Origin of the sequence: Amycolatopsis sp. NPDC051373 (assembly GCF_040689465.1) — a bacterium.
GTDB lineage: Bacteria > Actinomycetota > Actinomycetes > Mycobacteriales > Pseudonocardiaceae > Amycolatopsis.
The window spans coordinates 174015-193263 of the sequence record NZ_JBFBAE010000004.1 but is presented as its reverse complement, the minus strand read 5'-3'; the positions used below and the strand labels follow the sequence as shown (position 1 = coordinate 193263).

The 19249-nt window shown below is 71.9% G+C and carries 24 protein-coding genes and 1 pseudogene; 10 read left to right on the top strand and 15 right to left on the bottom strand.

Annotated features, from left to right (window positions below; translation table 11 throughout):
- Positions 1–7 precede the first annotated feature (7 nt).
- The 3 genes and pseudogenes from AB0383_RS09310 to AB0383_RS09300 form a co-directional block, all read left to right on the top strand.
- Positions 8–205, top strand: a pseudogene (locus tag AB0383_RS09310) (aldo/keto reductase); the annotation flags it as partial.
- Between the two features lie 50 nt (positions 206–255).
- The gene (locus tag AB0383_RS09305; protein ID WP_364183918.1) at positions 256–387 is read left to right on the top strand and encodes a hypothetical protein; all 132 of its coding nucleotides are present in this window, start codon (positions 256–258) and stop codon (positions 385–387) included.
- Positions 388–460: 73 nt separating this feature from the next.
- Positions 461–709: a hypothetical protein gene (locus AB0383_RS09300; protein WP_364183915.1), complete on the top strand. Its 249-nt coding sequence runs from the start codon at positions 461–463 to the stop codon at positions 707–709.
- Positions 710–713: 4 nt separating this feature from the next.
- Here AB0383_RS09300 and AB0383_RS09295 read toward each other — a convergent pair whose 3' ends face one another.
- The gene (locus tag AB0383_RS09295; RefSeq protein ID WP_366186251.1) at positions 714–1160 is read right to left on the bottom strand and encodes a hypothetical protein; all 447 of its coding nucleotides are present in this window, start codon (positions 1158–1160) and stop codon (positions 714–716) included.
- Positions 1161–1248: 88 nt separating this feature from the next.
- Positions 1249–1515 (bottom strand): hypothetical protein, encoded by a 267-nt coding sequence (locus AB0383_RS09290; protein WP_364183911.1) that lies wholly within the window; start codon positions 1513–1515, stop codon positions 1249–1251.
- Between AB0383_RS09290 and AB0383_RS09285 the strand changes: the two genes are divergently transcribed.
- On the top strand, positions 1507–1704 hold the full coding sequence (locus AB0383_RS09285) for a hypothetical protein (RefSeq protein ID WP_364183908.1): 198 nt from the start codon (positions 1507–1509) through the stop codon (positions 1702–1704). The genes AB0383_RS09290 and AB0383_RS09285 overlap by 9 nt on opposite strands.
- Before the next feature lie 21 nt (positions 1705–1725).
- Here AB0383_RS09285 and AB0383_RS09280 read toward each other — a convergent pair whose 3' ends face one another.
- The 7 genes from AB0383_RS09280 to AB0383_RS09250 form a co-directional block, all read right to left on the bottom strand.
- A complete protein-coding gene (locus AB0383_RS09280; protein WP_366186248.1) occupies positions 1726–3477 on the bottom strand; it encodes an ATP-dependent acyl-CoA ligase in 1752 nt (583 codons plus the stop codon).
- Complete coding sequence (locus tag AB0383_RS09275) at positions 3474–4598, bottom strand: thiolase family protein (RefSeq protein ID WP_364183902.1); 1125 nt, start codon at positions 4596–4598, stop codon at positions 3474–3476. Before AB0383_RS09275 ends, AB0383_RS09280 begins: the two co-directional genes overlap by 4 nt.
- On the bottom strand, positions 4595–5932 hold the full coding sequence (locus tag AB0383_RS09270) for an MFS transporter (protein WP_366186246.1): 1338 nt from the start codon (positions 5930–5932) through the stop codon (positions 4595–4597). The genes AB0383_RS09275 and AB0383_RS09270 overlap by 4 nt, the downstream gene beginning before the upstream one ends.
- A 92-nt stretch (positions 5933–6024) precedes the next feature.
- The gene (locus AB0383_RS09265) at positions 6025–6804 is read right to left on the bottom strand and encodes an IclR family transcriptional regulator (RefSeq protein WP_366186244.1); all 780 of its coding nucleotides are present in this window, start codon (positions 6802–6804) and stop codon (positions 6025–6027) included.
- Positions 6805–6883: 79 nt separating this feature from the next.
- Entirely contained in the window at positions 6884–8506 is a 1623-nt protein-coding gene (locus AB0383_RS09260) for an NAD(P)/FAD-dependent oxidoreductase (protein WP_364183894.1), read from the bottom strand.
- A gap of 25 nt (positions 8507–8531) precedes the next feature.
- Entirely contained in the window at positions 8532–8831 is a 300-nt protein-coding gene (locus AB0383_RS09255; RefSeq protein WP_364183891.1) for a hypothetical protein, read from the bottom strand.
- Positions 8828–9343 carry a flavin reductase family protein gene (locus AB0383_RS09250; RefSeq protein WP_366186242.1) on the bottom strand — a complete coding sequence of 172 codons (516 nt, stop codon included), beginning with the start codon at positions 9341–9343 and terminating at the stop codon, positions 8828–8830. Before AB0383_RS09250 ends, AB0383_RS09255 begins: the two co-directional genes overlap by 4 nt.
- Positions 9344–9515: 172 nt before the next feature.
- Here AB0383_RS09250 and AB0383_RS09245 point away from each other — a divergent pair, with 172 nt between their 5' ends.
- Positions 9516–9692, top strand: a complete 177-nt coding sequence (locus AB0383_RS09245) for a helix-turn-helix domain-containing protein (protein ID WP_364183954.1) — start codon at positions 9516–9518, stop codon at positions 9690–9692.
- A gap of 18 nt (positions 9693–9710) precedes the next feature.
- On the opposite strand, the gene AB0383_RS09240 is transcribed toward AB0383_RS09245, so the two are convergent.
- From AB0383_RS09240 to AB0383_RS09215, 6 genes are all read right to left on the bottom strand, one after another.
- Positions 9711–10685, bottom strand: coding sequence for an LLM class flavin-dependent oxidoreductase (locus AB0383_RS09240; protein ID WP_366186240.1), 975 nt, complete (start codon positions 10683–10685; stop codon positions 9711–9713).
- A 42-nt stretch (positions 10686–10727) separates the two neighbouring features.
- Positions 10728–11060 (bottom strand): hypothetical protein, encoded by a 333-nt coding sequence (locus AB0383_RS09235; RefSeq protein ID WP_366186238.1) that lies wholly within the window; start codon positions 11058–11060, stop codon positions 10728–10730.
- Between the two features lie 197 nt (positions 11061–11257).
- Positions 11258–11578, bottom strand: coding sequence for a putative quinol monooxygenase (locus tag AB0383_RS09230; protein ID WP_220240434.1), 321 nt, complete (start codon positions 11576–11578; stop codon positions 11258–11260).
- 67 nt (positions 11579–11645) lie between these two features.
- Positions 11646–12671, bottom strand: coding sequence for an NAD(P)-dependent alcohol dehydrogenase (locus AB0383_RS09225; protein WP_364183882.1), 1026 nt, complete (start codon positions 12669–12671; stop codon positions 11646–11648).
- The gene (locus AB0383_RS09220; RefSeq protein ID WP_366186236.1) at positions 12668–13420 is read right to left on the bottom strand and encodes an iron-sulfur cluster assembly protein; all 753 of its coding nucleotides are present in this window, start codon (positions 13418–13420) and stop codon (positions 12668–12670) included. Before AB0383_RS09220 ends, AB0383_RS09225 begins: the two co-directional genes overlap by 4 nt.
- Positions 13420–14445 carry an amidohydrolase family protein gene (locus AB0383_RS09215; protein WP_364183877.1) on the bottom strand — a complete coding sequence of 342 codons (1026 nt, stop codon included), beginning with the start codon at positions 14443–14445 and terminating at the stop codon, positions 13420–13422. Before AB0383_RS09215 ends, AB0383_RS09220 begins: the two co-directional genes overlap by 1 nt.
- A gap of 196 nt (positions 14446–14641) precedes the next feature.
- On the opposite strand from AB0383_RS09215, the gene AB0383_RS09210 reads away from it, so the two are divergent.
- The 5 genes from AB0383_RS09210 (at position 14642) to AB0383_RS09190 (ending at position 19144) form a co-directional block, all read left to right on the top strand.
- On the top strand, positions 14642–16069 hold the full coding sequence (locus AB0383_RS09210) for a helix-turn-helix domain-containing protein (RefSeq protein WP_366186234.1): 1428 nt from the start codon (positions 14642–14644) through the stop codon (positions 16067–16069).
- 65 nt (positions 16070–16134) lie between these two features.
- A complete protein-coding gene (locus tag AB0383_RS09205) occupies positions 16135–16542 on the top strand; it encodes a YkvA family protein (protein ID WP_364183872.1) in 408 nt (135 codons plus the stop codon).
- A gap of 137 nt (positions 16543–16679) precedes the next feature.
- Positions 16680–17501: a nuclear transport factor 2 family protein gene (locus tag AB0383_RS09200; RefSeq protein WP_364183869.1), complete on the top strand. Its 822-nt coding sequence runs from the start codon at positions 16680–16682 to the stop codon at positions 17499–17501.
- A 156-nt stretch (positions 17502–17657) separates the two neighbouring features.
- Positions 17658–18191: a hypothetical protein gene (locus tag AB0383_RS09195; RefSeq protein WP_366186231.1), complete on the top strand. Its 534-nt coding sequence runs from the start codon at positions 17658–17660 to the stop codon at positions 18189–18191.
- A gap of 329 nt (positions 18192–18520) precedes the next feature.
- Positions 18521–19144 (top strand): TetR/AcrR family transcriptional regulator, encoded by a 624-nt coding sequence (locus AB0383_RS09190; protein WP_364183863.1) that lies wholly within the window; start codon positions 18521–18523, stop codon positions 19142–19144.
- Positions 19145–19249: the final 105 nt, after the last annotated feature.

Sequence of the window (19249 nt, the reverse complement as noted above, 5' to 3'; positions counted from 1 at the left end):
CTTTTGGGTGGTACTCGCCGTCCTACGGAGGTTCGCTCCCTGCCGCACCGTCCGCAGTGCCTGCCACCGTAATGGCAGGGAACGCGGCACCTTCCTGGACACGGCGGTCAACTACACCGATGGCTCGTCGGAAACGAGCCTCGGCGAACTGCTCGACGGGCGGCGTGACGAGTTTGTGCTGGCCACGAAGTACTCCGTCCAGCGGCGCCCCCGCGGCGCAAGGCGAAGAACTTCCGCTACGGCCCCGCCACGCTCATGCTCCACCTCGCTCTCGACGGCCCGCTCCCCTGGGCCGCCGGCGAGGACCTCGCCGAGTTCGGTTACGTCCACGCCGCGCCCTACGTCGACGACCTCGCCAAGACCTACGCCGACGCGCCGGGTGCGTAGCGCTCGAGCTTCGCGAGTACGCGTTCGGCCATCGGCTCGGCCGCTTCGGGCCGCCCGGATCGCGAAGTACGCGGTGCACACACCCCCGGACCTCGAAGCCGCCAACCCGAACCTGGTCGGCGGCGGCAGCGTCGGCGGCAGCCACCACCTGCCGCAGAACTTCGTGTTCCACCCGCTCGGCTGGGGCCACCACGGCTACCGCACAGCGGTCGACGGGCTCTACCTCACGGGCGCGGCGACCTGGCCGGGCGCCGGCACCAACGCGACGTCCGGCCGGCTCGCGGCCCAGCGCGTGCTCCGGGACGCGAAGCGCCGCCGCTGACGGCTCACGCGCGGTCCTTGTTCACCACGCGCAGCACCAGCCACTGGTCGAACCACGCACCCACGGTCGTCACCACGAGCATCACCAGGCCGAGGGTCAGGTGGGTGTAGCTGTGCAGCGGCGCGACGCTGTCGGTCAGCCGCGTGAGGCCGAGCTGCACGAGCAGCCGCGCCACGAACAGCGTCGCCACCAGGCCCAGCGCCTGCTTGCGGCGCCACACCGCGCGCAGCAGCCGGCGTCGGCGCGCCAGCATCGTGGACCACAACACCAGGTGGACCGCGAGCACGACGAGCGGGAGCAACGCCACCCACGGGTACCGGTCCTGGAACTGCACGGTGAGGTCCCCGCTCGCCGCGAGCAGCCCCACGAGCACGAAATACCACGCGGGCAGCCCGGTGATCCTGCCCTCCGGAAGCAGCTGCGCCTCGGGGATGAAGTCCGTCTTCAGCATCGGGATCTCCTTCGTGTGCCGATGCGTCGAGACTCCCGGAACCGGCGCCGGCGAAGATCGACCGCGCGGACGAACCTCGGCCGCCGTCTCATACCTCCGGACGAGACGCGCGCAGCACCTCCCCGAGGTCCCGCGCGCCGAAACCCGCCTCGCGCGCGCTGTCGAGCCGCCTCGCCGCGACCTCACCCAGCTCCGGCGCCACACCGAGATCCCGGCCCACGGACAGGGCCGGCGCCACGTCCTTGCGCATCAGGTCCGCCGGGAACGCCACCGGCTCCCCGTCCGGGTCGAGGAAGGCCGCTCGTTTGTAGTGCACGGGGGGAGCGGCCAGCGCGCCGTTCTCCTCGTGGTGCACGACGCGGACTCCGGTCGCTGGGCAGCATCGCCGCCGCGGTCCGCCAGCAACTGGCCCGATTGCCGCGCACGAGCACTGCCGGCGCTGCTGTCGCTGACGTGCGCGGGCGCGGTGAAGAACGCGGACGGGGCCGAGTTCCTGGCCACCGTCCGCGAACTCCTCCACCACCCCCGCCGGCTCATGCGGTGAGCCGGCGCTACCGGCTCCGGTTCACCGCAGGAGCCGGTAGCCCGCCGCCACGCGGTCCCACGTCCCGTCGCTCACCCCCCGGGCGCGCAGGACGGCCTTGCGCACCTTGCCGTTCTCCGTCAGCGGCAGCGAGTCCACGAGGTCGACGTACCGCGGGATCGCGAAGTACGACAGCCGCGGCTCGCACCACCGGACGAGCTCCAGCGGCGTCACCTCCGCCCGGGTGACGACCGCGGCCATCACCTCGTCCTCGGCGAGCTCCGACGGCACGGCGAACACGGCGACCGCCGCGACGGCCGGGTGCTCGCCCAGGACCTGCTCCACCTCCATCGACGAAATGTTCTCGCCCCGGCGGCGGATGCTGTCCTTCACGCGGTCGACGAACCGCAGCCACCCGGCCCCGTCGCGCACCACGCGATCACCGGTGTGGAACCACAGGTCGTGCCAGGACGCGGCCGTCGCGGCGGGGTTGCCGAAGTAGCCGGTCGCGAACGCGTACGGCAGGCGCGAGCGGCACAGCAGCTCCCCCGCTTCCCCGTCCGGGACGTCGAGCCCGGCCGCGTCGACCACGCGTGCCTCGTAGTCGGGCAGCACCACGCCCATCAAGCCCGGCCGTTGGGTCGATGCGTGAGCCCCGACCATCATGTTGGTCTCGGTCGAGGCGTACCCCTCGATCAGCCGCACGCCGAACCGCGCGTGGAACTGCTCGTGGGACATGGGCGGGGTCGCCGGCGCCAGGGCGATCCGAACCTGGTGCCGGCTGTCCACTTCGGACTCGGGCGCGGCCAGGAGCATCTGCACCATGGCGCCGAGGACGTAGGTCACCGTCGCCCCGCACGCGGCCGCCTCGGCCCAATAGCGTGACACGGAGAACTTCGCGCCGAACACGATCCGGGCGCCGGTCAGCAGAGCCTGGAAGAACGCGGTGAGCGCGTTGATGTGGAACAGCGGCAGGCAGGTGTAGAGCACGTCGTCCGCGCCGATCTCCAGGCATTCGCCGACCCCGACGCCGAACCAGAAGAACTGGGCGTGCGGGCAGCACACGCCCTTTGGCAGCCCCGTGGTGCCCGACGTGTACAGGATGGCCAGCGTGTCACCGGGTGCGGCGTCGACCGGTGGCACGGCGTCGGCGAGCACGGGGTGGTCCGGGCCGTCGAGCACCCAGACCTGCGCCAGCGTCTCCGGGACGTCAACGTGCTCCAGCGCGGTGACCAGGTGCGGCTCGGCGACGAGCACACGCGCACCGGAGTCGGCCAGCGTGTGCCGCAGTCCCGCGCCCCGCAACGCGGTGTTCAGCGGCACGGCGATCGCCCCGAGCCACGCGCAGCCGAGCATGATTTCCAGCAGTTCCAACCGGTTCCCGCACAGCAGCGCGACCCGGTCCCCGGCCACGACCCCGCGCCGTTGGAGCATCCCCGCCGCTCGCGCGGCGCGGTCCGCGGTGTCCCGGTACGTCCACGTCATCTCGCCGCAGACGACCAGCGGCCGGTCCCCGTGCCGCTCGGCCTGCCCGGTCAGCAGCTTCGGCACGGTGCACGCGTCGGGCCACAGCGCCCGCAGCGACTCCGACCGGTCCGGCAGCCGAGGGGCCGTCGGCACCCACGCCGTGCCGGGGCCCTCCGGTGCCGCGGTCACGCGGACGTCGGCCCCGGGTTCCTCGTCGCCCTCGAGCCGGCCGACGACCACGGCCCCGCTCGTGGTGCGCAGCGTCGCCACGCGGACGCCTTTCGCCTCGGTCACCTGCTCGACGCGCGCGGTCGGCGAGTCCGTCATCGTTTTCCCTCCAGAATCGCGGCGTTGGCGCAGGCGCCGTAGCGGTGCAGGACCATCCCGTAGCCGGTCACGAGCGCGTGGCGGGCGGCCACCTGCCGCTCGCCCGCGCGCCCCAGCAGCTGCCGCACGGCCTCGACGAGACCGTGCAGCCCGGCGGCGGCTCCCGCCTGGCCGGCGGAGAGCTGGCCGCCCGACGGGTTCAGCGGCCAGTGGCCGACGGCGAGCCGCTCGTGCAGCAGCCGGCCGGGGTCCGGCGCGAGGCCGAGGTCCTGCAGCTGGGCCAGGGCCATCACCGGGTAGTCGTCGTAGACGCAGGCGAGACCGACGTCGGCCGGCCCGAGCGCCGCGTCCGCCCACAGCCGGTCGGCGATCAGGTGGTGCCCGGTGTGGAGTCCGTCGCCCTGCTGCCCGTCGTGGTTGTGGCTCGCCCCGAACGCGCGAACCTCGGCCCGGGCGCCCCGCGCGGCGGCGGTGACGACCACGGCGTCCGCGCCGGTCACCACCGGCACGCAGTCGTAGCGGCGCAGCGGGACCGCGACGACGGGAGCGGCCAGATACTCGTCGAGCCCCAGCGGCGCGCGATACACGGCGCCGGGATTGCGGCCGGCCCACCACCGCTGCGCGATCGGTACCTGCGCGTAGTCCTTTTCCGTCAGCCCCGTGGCCCGCATATGCCGCTGAGTGAGCATGGCGAACAGCGCGTTCGGGCCGGAAATGCCCAGTGGCGTCAGGGTTTCCGCCGTCGCCCGGTTGTAGTTCGCGACGAGCTCGCAGAACGCCGGGCGGTCGAGGTGGTCTCCGGCGAGTAGGACCACGGTCCGGGCGTCACCGGCCTCGACCGCGCGCACCGCGTGCTGCAGGAGGTTGAGCCCGCTCGCGCCGCCGTGCGGGTCTTGCATGAGCCAGCGCAGCCGCAGCCCGAGCCGCCAGGCCAGGTCGATCGCGTGGTCGGGCGCGAGGGTGAAGCTGGCGACGCCGAGCCCGTCCACGTCGTCCGGCTGCAGGCCGGATTCGCGCAGGACCCCGTGGAACGCGGCGGTGAGCACGTGCTCTGTGGTCGTCCCGGGACCCGCGTGCCGGGTGTAGGGGTGCTCGTACGCGGCGACGAGAGCCGCGGTCATCGGGCGAGCTCGCTCGCCGGCTGCGCGGGCTCGGGTTGCCCGACGGCGTCGAGGTCGCGGGCCCGCGTTTCCGGTGCCCACGCGAGCGCGGCGACCGTGAGGAGACCCAGCAATCCGAGGTAGGCGGCGACCGGCCACCACGATCCGCTCCACGCCAGCAGCACCGTCGCGATGAGCGGGGACAGCCCACCGGCGAGGACCGACGCGAGCTCGTGGCCGAGCGCGACCCCGCTGTAGCGTACGCCGCTGCCGAACAGCTCACTGAAGAAGCTCGCCTGCACGCCGATCATCGCGCTGTGGCACGCGGCGTTGGCGACCACGACGGCCAGCCACACCAGCCAGGTCTCGCGGGTGTGCAGCAGCGCGAAGAACGGCACCGCCCACACGATCATCGCGATCGCGCCGCCGAGGTACACCGGGCGCCGGCCCACGCGGTCGGACAGCGCGCCCCACAACGGCATCGTGAAGGCTTCGAGGAGCTCGCCGAGGATCACCCCGACCAACGTCACCCACTGCGGGATGCCGATGTGGCTCGCGTAGGTGAGCACGAAGACCAGGAAGATGTAGCTGCCGCCGTTCTCGGCGAGGCGGGCGCCGAAGGACACCACCACCGCACGCGGGTGCTTGCGGATCGCGGCGAGCACGGGGAACCGCTCGGTCTCGTGACGCCGCTGCACCTGGGCGAACGACCGCGTCTCCAGCACGTTCATCCGGATCACCAGCCCGACGACCATGAGCACGACCCCCACGAGGAACGGGATCCGCCAGCCCCACGACTGGAACGCCTCCGTGCTCGTGGTCCCGCTGAGCAGCGCGAACACCGCCGCACTGAGCACGAACCCGATGCTGACGCCGCTCTGGCCCAGCGCCGTCTGCATGCCGCGCCGCTTAGGGTCGGCGTTCTCGCTGATCAGCAGCACGCCGCCGCCCCACTCGCCGCCGACCGCGATGCCCTGCACGATCCGCAGCACGGTCAGCAGAATCGGTGCCCACAGCCCGATCTGCTGGTACGTCGGCAGCACGCCGACCAGCGCCGTCGCGAGCCCCATCAGCGTCAGGGTGGTCACGAGCATCGCGCGCCGGCCGATGCGGTCACCGAAGTGGCCGAAGATGATGCCGCCGATGGGCCGAGCAGCGAAGCCGAGCGCGTAGGTGCCGAACGCGGCGATGGTGCCCGCGATCGGATCGACCGCCGGGAAGAACAGCTTGTTGAACACGATCGCGGCGGCGGTGCCGTAGAGGAAGAAGTCGTACCACTCCAGGGCATTGCCGATAAGGCTCGCCAGCACGACGCGGCGCATCGACTGCCGCGGTGGGTGAAGAGAGTCCGCCATTGGTCCTCCTCGGGTGCCGGGACGGCGCGCGTCCCGATGGGGAGCGGCCATGGTGCGACGGCGCCGCGGCACGCAGAAGGCCAACGGTCCAGTCAGCGGAACGCTTGTGCGCGAGAGCCGCGGAGGCGGCGAGTCAACGCAGTGCAGGCCAGCTGCAGCGCGGCCGAGAACCGGCCGATGTCGAGCCGGTCACCCGGCGCCACGATGCTCAGGGCCGCGACCACGGTCGCGTCGGACCAGACCGGGGCCGCGATGGCGCCGTAGCCCGGGGCCGGCTCGATGTGCGACACGGCGTAGCCGCGGCGGCGGATCTCGGCGAGCTCGGCGCGCAACCGCCGCTCGTCCAGCGGCGGCTGCGTTTCGGAACCGGTCGTGGCGCACAGCTCGTCGACACGCTCGGGCGGGCCGAACGCGAGGATCGCCTTGCCGGAAGCCGCGGAATGCGGGGGGACGCGGCCGTCGAGCTGCGTGACGACGCGGCCGCGGCCCCGGCTGCCGACGTACTTCTCGGTGAACAGCATCCCGCCCTGACCGGGCACGACCAGCAGCACGGTCTCCTGCGTGACGTGCGCCAGATCGTCGAGGAACGGCGCGGCGACCACGCGCAGCGAGCGGTGTGCGGGCGCGCGCTGGCCGAGCTCGTAGAGCCAGGTGCCGAGACGGTAGCGGTGCCCGTCGCGCTCCAGCAGCTCGCATTCGACGAGCTCCTGCACGAGCCGGTGGACCGTCGCCTTCGGCAGGCCGCTGCGGCGGGCGAGCTCGCTGATCCCGAGCACGGACGAGCTCGCGTCGAACGACCGCAGGATCGCCCGTGCGCGGCGCAGGACCGCCTTCGCGGGCGGGGTGCCGAGGGGTTCGCTGCCGGCCGCCATGCCGTCTCCCGCCTGCCGCCGTGACCGCTGATGCTAGGTCGGTTTCCCGGCCGCCGCACCCGCCGTCGCCGACCCGCGCTCAGGTGCGCGAGCCCCTCAACCACGACGTCAGCATGGCCTTCGCCGTCTCCACGCGCGAAGGCGTGGTGAGGCTCTGGGCGACGAGGTGGCCCGAGCCGCCGCCGAGCCCGGCTCCCGGGTGCGTCGACGCGCCGATGTGCCACAGCCCCGGCACCGGCGTGCGGTGGTGGGCCGCGCTGGGCAACGGGCGCCAGAGGAAGCTCTGATCGACTTCGGCGGCGCCGCCGTACGGGTCGCCGGCGACGGCGTTGACGTTCGCCGCTTCGAGGTCCGGCGGGGTGATCACGTCGACGGCCAGCACCTTGTCCCGCAGCCCGGGCGCGTGCCGCGCGATCCGGTCCAGCACGCGGTCGGCGTAGGCGGAAGCGAGCCGCGACGTCCAGCCGCCGGTGACGTCGAGCTCCCCCGCCGCGTCACCGACCGGGGCGAACGGCGTTTCCTGCAGCTGCAACCACAACGCGGCCGCACCCTCTGGGACGCGTGACGGGTCGAGCAGGTACTGCTGGCCGACGACGATCGTCGGGCGGTCCGGCAGCAGGCCGGCTTCCGCCTGGGCGCAGGCGATGCCGGTGCTCGCCGAACCGTCGGAGACATGGACGAGCGGGATTTCGCGCAGCCGCTCGTCGCGCCAGTCCAGCGGCGCGGACAGGGCGACGTGGATCTGCAGCTCCGCGCGGCCGTAACGGAAGCGCCGGGCCTCGTCGGTGACCTGCTCGGGCACGGACCCGGCCGGCAGCAGCTCGCCGTACAGGGCCGTCGGCGTCACTGAGGCGACGACGGCCCATGTGGCCCGCAAGGTTTTCCCGCCAGCCACGACACCGACTGCGCGGCCGCCCTCGACGAGGATGCGTTCGACCGGCGCGCCCGTGTGGATCTCCACGCCCCGGGCTTCGAGCAGCGACCGGAACGCCTCGACGAACCGTCCGGCCCCGCCCTCGACCACGGGCAGGCCGAACCCGTGCATGGTCGCCGCCAGCACCGGCACGAGGAACCCGCCCGAGGCCTGGTCGGGTGCCAAGCCCGCGTGCAGCAGCCACGGGATCCACAGGTGGTCGACCTCGGAGCCGGTGAACTCCCGCGCGCACCACGAACGGCCGCTGCTCACGAAGTCACGCAGCCAGCGTTCGGTCCCCGTGCGGCCGAGGCCGCGCGCGAGCCCGCCGGCGTGCTTCAGCAACAGAGGCGAGCGCAGCTCCGAACCCATCAGCCCGCCGACCGGGCCGGCGTGGTCCAGGAAGTCCTGCAACGCCTTCAGGTACCGGGTGCGGTCCTCGGCGTGCGCGAACTCCGCCGCGGTCTGCTCCGGCTCGCGGTGCGCGACCACGGCGTGCCCGTCGTCGGCGATGCTCGCGACGAGCGGCCCGTCGGCGTTGCGGTAGACGAGCCCGTGCCGGTGCAGTTCCTCCCCCAGCGCCGCGTACGCGCCGCCCGAGACGAACAGCGGATGCCAGGAGGAGAACGTGTCGTGCACGTAGCCCGGGAGCGTGCGTTCCTCGCTCGCGATGAACCCGCCGAGCCGGTCGTTGCGCTCCACGAGCGTCACCGACCAGCCCGCACCGGCCAGTTCGGCCGCCGCCACCAGGCCGTTGACGCCACTGCCGATCACGATCGCGTCCGGCATCCGCTTCCCCTTCACGCCGTCCCCATCACGACAGGTGGGCCCGCACCGCGTCCCGTTGCGGATCGGTCCAGCCCTTGCTTTCAGCGTAAACGATCATCTTCCCGAACGCTTCCGTCCACTGTGGATCGTGACCGGGTCCTTCACCCCGCAGCCACGCCACCGACAGCCACGCGTGCCCGCCGGCCGCGGTGCCGGCGCCGGCGCCGCGCAACGCCGCGTCGACGTCGGCTTCGGTCACTCCCTCGGCTCGTTCGACCGACAGTGACGTCAGCTCCTCGGCTTCGACCAGCGCCGGCCGAAGCTCCGCACCGATGACGACCTTCACGCCTTCTCCTCTCGTCCGACCTGCTGCGGCAGGTGCGTTCCGAACGCCCGGTTGTGGTAGGTCAGCGGCTCGGCCAGCCGCGGCACCGCCGACGTGGCCTGCGCGAACGCGACGACGTGGTCGCCACCGCGCACGAGATCGGCCACGGTGCAGGCCAGCCAGCCCGCACCGGGCAGCCGCGGCAGCCGGTCTTCCAGAGACCACTCGAGCTGGCGAACTTGTCGATCGCCCTTGCCCGCGAAGGCCAGGGCGAGGCCGGCGTGCTCGCGCGTCAGCACGTTGATCCCGAGCCGGCCCGAAAGCCGCACGCGGGCCGGCAGCCGCGAACCGGTGTCCAGCGCGACGCTGACCAGCGGCGGATCGGCCGACAGCGACGCGAACGCGCTGACCGTGGTGCCGTGGGCCACCCCGTCGTGCAGCGTCGTCACGATGGACACCGGCGCGCACACCCCCGCCATGGCTTCGCGGAACAGCCCGCCGTCGACGCCGGTGCTTCCCGTGGTCACGCTCATGACACTCCTCTCCGAGCGGCGTCGGCGAGTCTGCCTCACCCGCCCGCGGTGAGCCCGACGATCGTGTTGAACGCCTCTTGCCGAAGCACGCGATGGATTCGTCTTTCCTGCACGACGTCCGGCTCGGTCAGGCAGATCGCCGCGGGGGCGAGCCGTTCCCACGCCGACGGCGCTGCTGCGCGACATCCGGCTCGGCCGCGCGCACCGCGCCCTGCTCGGCGCCGACCGGACGGTGGCCGAGATCGCGTCCTCCTGCGGCTTCACGCACCTGAGCCGGTTCGCGCAGGAGTACCGCGCGCGGTTCGGCGAGCTGCCCTCCGAGACGGCCCGGCGGCGACGGCCGCTCTGACCACAGTGGACCGTCGACCTAGTCGCTGTGCGCGGGCAGCAGCCGGTTCACGACGTCGGCGACGAGCTCGTACGAATGCCGCCGGTCCGCGTGGTCGTACACGGGAGTGGTGATCATCAGCTCGTGCGGAGCCGTCCGGTCTCGCAGGCCCTGCAGCCGCTCCTGCACGGTCGAAGGCGAACCCACCACGAGGTGGCCGCACCGCGCCTCGAGCTCCGCGCGGCCGGCCTCGGTGTACGGGTGCGCGGCGGCCGTTTCCGGGTCGGGTAACAGAATCCGGCGGGCGTGGTGCCGGCTCAGGATCTTCAGTCGCTCGGGTCCCGCGAGCCACTCCGCGTGTTCGTCGGTGTCCGCCGCGATCACGGCAACGCTCAGCAGCGTCGGGCGCACGGTGATCTCCCGGTCGGACAGCAGCGCTTCGAACGCGTCGCGAGCGTTGAGGTGGTGGGCGAACGCGTAGGGCAGCCCGAGCCCGGCAGCCACCCGCGCGCCGGGCCGGGCTCGACCCCAGCACCCATACCTCCGGCGTGTTGCCGACCGCGGGCACCGGGCGGACGGACCCGTCGCGGCGAAGTAGCCCAGCAGCTCTTTCACTTGTTCCGCAAAGGTTTTCGCCGAGCGCTCCCGCTCGCCGCGCACGGCGTCCGCGGCGGCGCGAGGACCGCCGAGCGCCCGCCCGAGCCCGAGGTCGATGCGGCCCGGGTGGAACGCCGCCAGCGTGCCGAGCTGCTCGGCCACCACGATCGGCGCGTGGTTCGGCAGCAGCACCCCGCCGGCACCCACCCGGGTCCGGCTCGTCGCCGCCGCGAGCCGCCCCACGACCACCGCCGGCGCCGAGCCGGCGATCCCGCGCATTCCGTGGTGCTCGGGCACCCAGTAGCGGTGGTACCCGAGCTCGTCGGCCAGCACCGCGAGGTCCACAGTGCGGTGCAGGGCCTCGGCAGCCGTGGCCCCTCGCACGATCGGGGAGGTGTCGAGCACCGAGACGCGCACCCGTCCTGCCTACCCCGGACGCGCTCGCACCGCCGCCGCTGCTCAGCTCCCGCCGTGGATCGTCCGGCCGCCGAGGACCTTGTGCATCGGCACGAGTGCCCGCAGTTCCCCGACGGCGCGGGTCAGCGGATCTCCCGGCCACACCGTCAAATCGGCGAGCCGGCCGCCTTGAGGCTCCCGCGCAGCGCCGACTCCCCCGGCGGCGCGACCGAAGCGCGGCTGCCGGATCAGGTCGAGCAGCTCAGGGATGGTCCTCGCGAAATGCACGGGCACGTCGCGGGCGCTGAGCGCGGCGAAGACCAGGTGCGTGTCGTCGAAGTCCGACAGGACCGTGCCGGCCGGAACGTCGAGTCCCCGTGTACCGACGCCGACCAAGCCGTCGAGTCCGCCCGTCGGGCGAAGTCGCGATGATCCGGTTCACTCGCGCCACCGGCTGGTCCCGACCACAGCACGACCATCCCGCGTTCGTTCCGATCGTCACAGACACGCCACCTTCGATCGAGAGGGTGCGGCAGACGACAACGGCGGCGCACCCGCCCAGGGGTCCACCGCCGTCGTCGTGTTCGAGCGCCTCAGCCGACCTTCATCTCGCCCAGCTCCGACCAGGTGTCCTGGTCGAGAGTGGTGTTGATGATGTCCGGGGTCTTCTGCAGATACTGCGGGAAGTCGGCCTGCGCCTTCTTGAAGTGGTCCGCGTTGACATGCGCCGCGGCCGCGTCGTCGGCGAAGGCCTCCACGAGGACGTACTCGTTCGGGTTGTCGAGGCTGCGGGACCAGTCGAACCACTTGTTGCCCGGTTCGGCTCGCGTGGCCTCGGTGAACTCCCGCGAGAGCTCCGGCCACCGGTCCGCGTACTCCGGCTTGATCTGCCACTTCACGGTGATGAAGATCATCTGTTCCTCCTTCGTGCCCTCAGCAGCGTAGCGCCGCCGCGGGCGCGTCCGCTGTGGACGGCCGCGCTCACGGGACCAGGATCGCCCGCCCGCGGATGCGGCCGCCATCGAGGTCGTCGAGGGCCTGCTGGAAGTTGTCGAGCGAGTACTTCGTGGTGTGCAGCTTCACCTTGTCCTGCGCGGCCAGCACCATCAGCTCGCACAGGTCGGTGTAGGAGCCGACGAGGTTCCCGATGAAGTTGATCTCGGTGGAGATCACGTCGATCGTCGGGATGTTGATGTTCTCGCCGTAGCCCACCACGTGGTAGTCGCCCGCGCGGCGCAGCATCGCCACGCCGTCGCGCGTCGCGCCGCCCTCGCCGACGAAGTCGACCACGACCTCCGCGCCGTGGCCGCCCGTCAGCTCCTGCACGGCCGCCACGTGGCCGCCGTCGGCGACCACACCATGGTCCGCGCCGATCGACTCGGCCAGCTTCACCGCGTCGGCGTTGCGGTCGACCACGATCAGCTCCGCCGCGGTCATCGCCTTGAGCACCTGGATACCGATGTGCCCGAGCCCGCCCGCGCCGATCACCACGCACTTGTCGCCCGGGTGAAGGCGACGCGAGGCCTTGGCCGCCGCGTGGTACGCGGTGAGGCCGGCGTCGGCCAGGGCCGCGACGTCCGAAGGCTCCAGCGAGTCGTCGAGCTTGACCACGCTGCGTGCCGACGTCTTGAGCACCTGCGCGTAGCCGCCGGCGGTGTCGATGCCGGGAAACTGGCTGTTCTCGCAGTGCACGTCGTCGCCGCGCCGGCACGCGGGGCACAGCCCGCACGTGATCAGCGGGTGCACGATCACCTTGTCGCCCTCGGCCACGTTCGTGACGGCGGAGCCCACGGCCTGCACCCAGCCCGCGTTCTCGTGCCCGATCGTGTAAGGCAGCGTGACGCCGGACTTCTCCGCCCACTGCCCCTCGAGGATGTGGAGGTCGGTACGGCACACGCCCGCCCCGCCGATGCGCACGAGCACGTCGTGCGGCCCGGTCACCTCGGGTTCGGGAACGTCGGTCATGCGCAGCTTCTCGTCGTACCCGACGACCTGGACAGCCTTCACGAAGCTCGTGCCTCCTCACCGGCGACAGCCGAAACGGACGGGTCGTGCGGCCGGGTCGTCTGGTCGGTCTCCGACCCGGGGTAACGCGTGCGAAGCAGACCGCGGCAGAAGTGCGCGTTGCCGTCGATCGAGATCCGGATCGACCGGGCGAACCGCAGCCGCAGCGGCACTTCCTCACGCGGGTAGGGCTCGCCGTGCTCGTCGACGAGCACCGGTTCACCCGGTTCGACGCTCAGGCCGAGCGCCGTCCGCCGCCGCAACAGCGCGTCGGTCGTGCGGCCCGCGGGCAGGCCGCCGAGCGTGACGTCGTGCAGATCTTCTTCCTTCAGGTCCTTGTCCGCGCGCAGCAAGCCCGTCAGCGCCCGCTCCATGGCGGCCGTGTGGGCCTTGCGCCGGAAGGTGAGCCGCAGCTCGTCGAGGTCCTTCTCGGCCTCGGAGCCGAACGTGCCGAGGTACCCGGCGTCGGCGGCGAGGCCGCGGTTGATCAGGTCGGAGTCGTGGTGGTCGTCGAGCTGCACGACCACGCGCCGCTCGCCCGGCAGGGCGGTGAGCACGTCCTTCGCGTCCGAAGCCATGAGGTACGCGAAGTTGGGCGAGCAGAACGAGGTCGGCAGCCGCAGGTGCACGGTGAGCTCGTCCTCGGTCGCGGCCACGGAACGCACGAACCCCAGATCGGTGATGGGTTCGTCGAGCTCCGGGTCGTAGACCGAGTCGAGCGCACTGCGCGCCAGCTCTTCGAGATCGGGCATCAGGCAACCGCCGCCGCTTCGGCCTTCGCCTCCGCGGGCGGGTTCTTCACCTGCAGCTCCTCGGGCACCGGGATGTCGTACATAGCCGCGGCGTTGAGGCCCAGGATCTTCTTCTTGATCTCCGTGGTGAGCGGCGCGTACTCCGTCATGTCCTCGGGGATCTGGAAGTCCACGAACTTCTCGACGAGCCACTTCGGCGTCCAGATCGCGTAGTCGCTGGAGAACTGGATGCGGTTCTCGTCGAGCCAGTAGAGCAGCTCGCCGATGATCTGCGCGAAGTACCGCGGCCGTGTGTGGATGAACGGCATCGCGACCGCGAGGCCGGCGTGCACGTTCGGCTCCTGCGTGGCGATCCAGCAGAAGTCCTCGAGCCGGGGCAGGCCGCAGTGCTCGATCACGAAGTTGAGCTCGGTGAAGTCGGTGGCGACCTTGTCCACGTCGGCGACGTCGAACGCGTCGCGGTCCAGGGGCCGGATCGTCGGGCCCTTGTGGATGTGGATGTTCTTGATCCCCAGCTCCTGCGCGGCCTCCAGGTACTTGTAGCTCCACTTGTCGTCGAGCTTCCAGCCGCGCGAGTCGCCGAACCACTCGGCCGTGTACAGCTTCGCGCCCTTGAGATTGAAGCGCTTCGCGTCCTCACGCAGCTGCTTGAGGCCGTCCTCGCCGTAGCGCGGGTCCCAGCAGTGGTTGTAGGTGAGCTTGTCGGGGTGCTTCTGCGCCAGCGCGAACGCCTCGTCGGTCTGCCCGAAGTTGTTGTTGTAGAAGGCGGGCAGGGCCGCGGGCTGGAAGATGGCGTGGTCCACGTACCCGTCGGTGAACAGGTCCTTCATCAGCCGCTCGCCACCGTAGTAGAGGTAGTCCTCGTACGACCACACCTCGGACTCGGGGCTGAGGTTGCGGTGGTAGTCGTAGAAGCAGTCGATGAACTGTTTGCCGTGGATGTTGCGCTGGTTCTCCGGCCGGGCGTCCCAGAGCGCGACGTGCGCATCGAGGATGAAGTACTTCTCGCCGTCCTTGGTGTACATGGGCTTTCCTCCGCATTCGTGACCACATCGGCACGTCAAGACCGGAACTTAGGGCGATCATTGCCGGATGAGGTGGCCCTTGCTGTCTCGATTTGAGACACGAGAGTGCGGCGGCGGCTACCCTGGGTCTTCTAGCCTTGCCCAAGCCGGACGCACAGACGGCCGAGACGCAGTGTGGCGTCTTCCGGGAGGTGGCATGACACGCGGTGACGGGCTCGAGCCCCGCGGCGACACCACGCCGAGGCTTCGGGCGTCCTGGCGGCGCAGCGCGCGCTACGGGGTGCCCGACGACGAGGTGAAACCCGTGTTCACGGCCACGGTCGACACGGGCTCGCTGCTGTTCGAATGCGGCAACGAGGTGCTGCGCGGCCTGCACGCGACGCTGGCCGACGAACCCATCAGCCTGATGCTCACCGACAGCGAAGGCCTGGTGCTCAGCCGGCTGTGCGGCGACCCGGGGATGACCCGGTCGCTCGATCGGGTGCACCTCGCCCCGGGGTTCTCCTACGCGGAGAGCAACGCCGGCACCAACGGCCTCGCCCTGGCGCTCGCCGATCGCGCGCCGTCACTGGTCCGCGCGGGTGAGCACTACTGCACGAGCCTGCGCGGCTATACGTGCGCCGCCGTGCCCGTGCCCGACCCGATCACGGGCGCGCTGGCGGGCAGCGTGAACCTCACGACGTGGTCCGAGCAGTCCTCGGGCCTGCTGCTCGCGCTGGCCCAGACGGCCGCCGGCCACACCTCCTCGCTGATGCTCGCGCGCGCCTCGGGCCGCCGCCCGCGCCCCGCCCCGCGCGGCGAGGTCTTCCGCGTGTACGCCGACCGCATCGACCCGCCGGAGCTCTCGGCCGCGTGGCAGCACGCGCTGCTGGAGGCGATGGACACGATGGGCCGCGGCCGCACCGTCGCGGTGGTCGGCGAGCCGGGCGCCGGCAAGACGGCGCTGGCCGCGCTGGCCCGTCGTGAGCTGCGCCCGCGCGAGCGCGTGCTCAACGCACGACCGCCCGCGCCCGACGACGTGGACGCGTGGCTCGCGATGTGGGCCCCGGAGGTCGGCAAGGCCGACACGTGCGTGATCGTCTCCGGCGTCGACGCCCTGCCCGCCTGGGCCGCCGGCGAGCTGGCCGCCCGCTTCACCGGCCACCCGACCGGTTTCGTCCTGACCGCAACGGATTCCGCCGCCATCCCGCAGCCGCTGCTGTCCTTCGTGGACACCGTCGTCGAGCTCCCGCCCCTGCGGCTGCGACCCGACGACATCCTCCCCCTGGCCCACCACTTCGCCCACCGCGCCCGCGGCCGCGCCGTCTCCTTCACCCCCGCCGCCGCCCGCGCCCTGGCGACCCACGACTGGCCCGACAACGCCAAGCAGCTCCGGCGCGTCGTCGCCGAGGCCGCCGCCCGCGCGGACACCGTCGACACGCACCACCTGCCGCCGGAGGTGTTCACCACCACGGGCCACCGCCTCAGCCGCCTGCAGGCGATGGAACGCGACGAGATCGTCCGCTGCCTCGCCCAGCCCGGGGCCACCGTCGTCCGCGCGGCCGCCGAGCTCGGCATGGGCCGCGCGACGATCTACCGGAAGATGGCGCAGTACGGGATCAAGAACCGCCGACTGCGGTCCTGAATTGCGCTTCCGTAACATCAGGCCGTGATGGTTGACCTCGCCCCCGACGATCCCGGCCCGAACCGGTGACCGGCTCGTTCTGGTGGGACCTGCTGCTAGGGATCGCCGCCGGGGTGCTGGTGCTGTGGCTCGCCCTCGTGGCCGTGCTCGTCGTGGCCCGCCCGCGCGGCGACCTGTTGCGCGAGGCGCTGCGCCTGCTTCCCGACGTCCTGCGGCTGATCCGCCGCCTGGCCGCCGACCGGGACCTCCCCCGCGGCGTGCGGGTGCGGCTCGGTCTGCTGCTGCTCTACCTCGCGCTGCCGATCGACCTGATCCCGGACTTCATCCCGGTGCTCGGCTACGCGGACGACGCCATCGTCGTCACCCTCGTGCTGCGCAGCGTCGTGCGCCACGCCGGGATCGACGCCGTCCGGGCCCACTGGCCCGGCACCGAAGACGGGTTCGCCGGTCTGACGCGGTTGACCGGCCTCTGACCCGGACGAGGATCACCGCCGCGCCGTGTAGGGCGTTATACACCGGGTGAAGTCAACCCTTCGGGACTGTCGCCGCGGCGCTCGACACGGCAGGGTGGGGTCCGGGTGTCCGCTCGGGAGAAGGAGCGTGGGTCGAGATGCCGTGGTTCCCGGACTTCGTCAACGCGGCCGAGCTGGCGCGCAAGCAGACGCGCGTCGAAGGGCACGCGGATCCCGTCGGGCAGTTCTTCGCGGCGCTGACCGACGGCGACGCGCACACGCTCGAGACGGTCTGGCCCGGCGAGGTTGCGGTGTTCGACCCTCGGGCCGGGGAGATCCGCAGCCGCAAGGAGCTGCGGCACTTCGTCCACGTGAACCAGGTCTGGCTGGGCGAGCAGCACGCCCGCGCGGAGACGATCGCGACCACGCGCGTCGGCGGGCGGGCCGTGGTCGAGCTGCTGGCGTGGCTCGGCGGCGACGGGCAGGAGGTGGCCTGGCCGGTGGCGGTGGTCGCCGAGTCGGCCACCGAGCGGTCCGTGGTCTTCCGCACCTACTGCAGCCAGTGGCCGGTCGACGGGCGTCGGCACCTGCGGCCGCCGATCCTCGCCTCCGCCGACACCCCGCTCGGCGACGTCGTCGGGCACTACCTCGCGGCGCTGGCGGCCGGTGACACCGACGCGATCGTCGGCACCTTCGCCCCCATCGGCTACCTGCGCGAGCCCATCGGCACGCACACGCAGCACACCGGCCCCGGCGAGCTGCGCGAGTTCTTTACGAAGACGTTCACCGCCGGCGGTGTCCACCTGGAACCGTGCGTGGTCACCGACGACGGCGTGCGCTGCGTCCTCGAGTACAACTGCGTCGGCTGGGGCCGGCACGACGTGCCGCCGCAGGCCGGGGTGTGCGTCTTCGACCGCGGCCCCGACGGGCTGCTGAGCGCGGTCCGCGTGTACGACGACATCGAGGCGCCGGCCGCGTAGCCGCACCAGAACGTTCTACACAGGACCGAGCCGGCGCGAGCATCACCCGCGTACGCACGCAGTAGTACGCCGAAGTACCGCAGCTCGACGGACGACGCCCGCCCGCCTCCCCCCGACGATGGACGCACAGCACGGGCCATCGACGGAGGAGGCGGCATGGCGACCGGACAGGGGTGGCGGCTCGGCGCGCGCACCCGGAAGTGGTACCTGGTCGGGCACATCGTGTCCGGGGCGGCGTGGTTCGGCCTCGACCTCGCGCTGGGGATCCTCGCGTGCACGGCCCTGCTGACCGACGACCCGGCCGTGATCGTGACCTCGTTGCAGGCGCTGGAGTTCTTCGCCGTGTGGCCCATGTTCACCGCGAGCCTGCTCACGCTCGCCACCGGCGTCGTGCTCGGCCTGGGCAGCAAGTACGGCCTGGTCCGGTACTGGTGGGTGGCCGCGAAACTGGCGGTCAACGTGCTGATGGCGGTGCTCATCCTGGTTGCACTGCGGCCGGGGGTCGACGCGGCCGCCGGCTACGCCCGGGCGCTGATGGCCGGTGAAGCCGCCGCGCGCCCGGTGGATCTGCTGTACCCGGTGTTCGTGGCGCCGAGCCTGCTGCTGTTCTCCTATTTGATCGCGGTATTCAAACCGTGGGGTCTCCTCCGGCGTCCGGTTGGGAAAGCACTCGTCCACGACGGAGCGTGAGCGGAAAGGGCGGCAGGGGCACGAAAGCGTGCAAGATCGTTTTCAGGCGAGGCGTGGCCCGCGTTTCCTGTTAGCGTCGATCACGAAGGGCCGGACGGCCGACCGGGATCGACAGGGAGGAAATGACCATGTTTCGCCTTCGCAGGATTCTCGGTCATGTTGTGAGCGGATTCGCCACCGCCGGCTTGTGCGTGAGCGGTCTCGCTGTCGCCGAAGCCTGACCCACGCCATTCGCCACGATTCTTTGCGCGAAAAAGAATCGCATTTTTCGCCACTGCCGCGGTGACCGCGAACGCCGCCGTCGGTCGCCTGCAGTACCGTGACGGTCCGTGAGCCCCGAGAAGCCGCCGACCGCGCGCCAGGCCGCTGCCGAGCAAACCCGGCAGAAGCTGCTCGAAGCCGCGTTGGCGGAGTTCTCGCGGCGGCCCTACGCCGAGGTGACCGTGGGCGACATCGCGCGCGCCGCCGGCGTGGCGCACGGGCTGGTGTCGCACCACTTCCAAGGCAAGCAAGGCGCGTACGTCGCCGCCGTGGCCGAGGTCTACGAGCAGCTGCGCGAAGCGGAGGAAGCCGAGCAGCCGGCGGCGGTGCCCGACCGGATCCGGGCGCGGTTCCGCGGGTTCGTCACCTTCCTCGCCGCGCACCCCGACCTGGCGTTGAACCTGGTCCTCGCCGCCGGCCGGGACGAGGCGTTCGCCGGCCTGCGCGACCGGAACCTGCGGGTGCTCGCCGGACTGCTCGGTCTCGACCCGGACCGCCCCGCAGTGGCCGCGACGCTGCGTTCGTTCGCCGACGGCGCCGTACGCCTCACGGCCGACTGGCTGCGTGCCGACCGGCCGTTCGGGCTCGACGCGCTGGTGGAGGCGTTCTGCGCGCTGCTCGCCGGCGCACTGCGCGGTGCGCACGAACTGGACCCCGCCCTCGACGTGACGAAGGCACTCGCCCACCTGTAGCCCGCACGTGGTTTCGCCCTCCACCAGTCTCGGCGTACGCTGACCATTGATTGACAGTCAATGATTTGCGTTCAGCGAGGAGACTTGGATGAAGCTCGGCGTAAC